General features: G+C 45.9%; 2 protein-coding genes. Both read right to left on the bottom strand.

The window, feature by feature from the left end; all coding sequences use genetic code 11:
• Positions 1 to 1,196, bottom strand: a 1,196-nt coding sequence (locus Q0191_RS07705) for an aminoacyltransferase (protein WP_297665319.1), incomplete at its 3' end; no start/stop codon positions are given.
• A 14-nt stretch (positions 1,197 to 1,210) separates the two neighbouring features.
• The gene (locus Q0191_RS07700) at positions 1,211 to 2,425 is read right to left on the bottom strand and encodes an aminoacyltransferase (RefSeq protein ID WP_297665317.1); all 1,215 of its coding nucleotides are present in this window, start codon (positions 2,423 to 2,425) and stop codon (positions 1,211 to 1,213) included.
• Between the last annotated feature and the right edge of the window lie 56 nt (positions 2,426 to 2,481).

The following is a 2,481-nucleotide window of genomic DNA, read 5'->3' as shown; positions in this document are numbered from 1 at the left end:
AATTTGAGAGGGTTAGGATAATAACGGAAAGTTCCCATTTTTCGGACGATGAAGCCGTTGAAGTTCTGTTTAAAGCGCAGGACACCGTCAGAACCGTCGAAAATTCCCATAATACCGAGGAAATTATAAAATGGAATGCCTCTCTTGATGCTTTCGGTCATAACGTATTCCTGCAGCAGGGCTGGAGCGTAGAATTTGTTAAATTCAGGATAGGAGCCGCTGAAGAGATAGGTTGCTTCCTGGGGAGTATAGATAAAGAGGCTGGCAGCCAGGACTTGGTCTTGGTCGCCATACTTGTCAATCAGCTCTTGGGCCTCTGCTTTGCGGGTTTCAAAGCTGTCAAACTGGCTGGAAAGCTCTCGTAGCTGATTTTGCTTCTTTTCAGATTGAGGATTGTTTTCCAAGTCCGCCTGCAGTTTTTGAATTTTCTGGCCCAGTTTCTCTTGATCCTTTTGTAAATTCTGAAGATAGTCCTTGAAGTTGAGACTGGCTGTCATAAAGTCAGCCTGTTGACCAAAGCTATCATAAAAATCTTGATAGTAGTCTAGTGGCTTATCATCGTATTCCCGCCGGTCAGAAGTAGCAGCTGTGATGTCTTTGAAAATACTGAGTTGGTTGCGTTCCAGCCTTGTTAGCTTGATACCAAAGGTATTGGCCTTTTTGACTGTCGCCTTGCCGTTTTTACTGAAGGATTTGAGCAAGTCTTTCTCCGTCAGACCAGCTAAGTCTTTGACATAATGCCAATCAGGCTCCCCGCCTGGATAGCCTGTCTGTAAGCCGTCAAAGTCAAAGCCCAAATCAGTCAGTTGCTGGATAAGCTCGACTTTTTCATCAGATGTGGGCTGGCCATTGCTGTCAAAGGTCTGATAAGTCTCGTAAGGCTTGATGATGAGCTCCAGGGCGCCTTGTTTTTTAGCGTAAGCCTGCAAGTCTTTATAGAAAGGAGTCAGGTATTGAGCATCAGTAGAGACAGGGCCGCAGTTGATTTCCATATGAAGACCACCAGTCATAGGCATACTGTAGAGGACAGCTGACACCACTACTTGTTCTTGCGGGTCAGTGTAGCCGACATACTGGGTACTGAAGCCCCGCTTACTCAGCAGTTCTGCCATTTCCACTGTCTGCATAAAAGAGCGTTGGGAGCTAGCTGAGGTATGCTGGATGAATTCTTCTTGGCTGAGAAGTTTAAAGGTCATAGGATTCCTTTCTGTTAATGCTTGCTGCGCAGTTTCTTTCTAATAGTGTAGGCTAGATTGGAGAAGTGGTAAAGAGGATTGGTCGGCAGATTAAACTCACCAGCGAATTCTTCAATGGTCGGATTGAACTTGGATTTAAAGCTGTAGAGACCACCCTTGAGGTCGTTTTCGATTCCACCCATATTTTGCCAATCAGCTCCCCGCTCAAAAGCATGTTTGGCCGTTTCATACCAAGTGATGATAGCTGGCTGATAACGACGGTATTCCTCGTCCATTCCGGCATAGATATTTTCAGAAGTCTTGCCGTATTCTAAGACCAGCGTGCCAGACAGGGGAACGACAGTAGCACCTTGGCTGATTTTGTCCTGCAGAAAATCAATTTCTTCTTGGAGGCGTTTTTGTTCTTGCTGGTTATTCTCAATCTTGCCCGGCTTGGTTTTTTCGGTAAATTTCTCTGCTTCCTTGAGTGTCTTGGTCAGCTGAGCCTGCAAGTCTTCTAAGCGTGCCTTTAGATCAATGCTGGATAAGGTGATATAGGAGTGCTCAGGATAAGTATCCAAGAGTTTTTGATAATAGTCTTTGCCGCGCAGGTGGATGTTTTTTCTATTTTCCGTTTTCTTCATCAAGGCTGAAAAGTCATCCAGCAATTCTGCTCCGCCAAATTGGATTTGAATACCTTTGTTACGGGCTGTACGAATAGCCTGCCGAGTACTCTTAGAAAGCAGATCCTCGCTGAAATCTTCTTTATGAATATTGGCCTGCAAGCGAGGCTGGATGGTTTCGTCCAGAGACTCAGTCCGTCCGACCCAGACAGCTCCTGCTTTCTGTAACTGTTGAATCAGCTCAATCGTCTCTGCTTTGTCTTGCAATTCACCGCCCATCTTGCTCTCTGCCAAAAAGAGGCTGGGATCAAACTTGACAAAAAGCGCTTTTTTCTCCTTGGCAAATTTCTTGAGCGACGCCAAAACAAAGGTCAGCAGCTCCTTGTCACTATAGTCCATGATAGGACCGCGCGGGATATAAAGCATGGTCATCCCCAAAGGCAGTGGTTTGATCAGGACACTGGCTGCAGCAACCAAGTGGTCGTCTTTATAGAAGCCCAAGCGCTCATTTCCCCAGTTGTCCTTGATTTGAGCCCAGGCTGCACTCTGCAGGAGATTGGCCTGCGGATGAGCTGCGACAAAATCATCGTGTTCCTGAGCTGAAATTCCAATTTTGTAGCTAAACATTATTTTAAAACCCACTCTCTAATAGCGTGTGCTACGCCGGATTCTTCGTTCGATTT

It is taken from the genome of uncultured Streptococcus sp., from assembly GCF_938036805.1.
Classification (GTDB): Bacteria; Bacillota; Bacilli; order Lactobacillales; family Streptococcaceae; genus Streptococcus.
The sequence above is the reverse complement of the archived record's forward strand: the minus strand, read 5'-3'. Positions and strand labels throughout refer to the sequence as shown.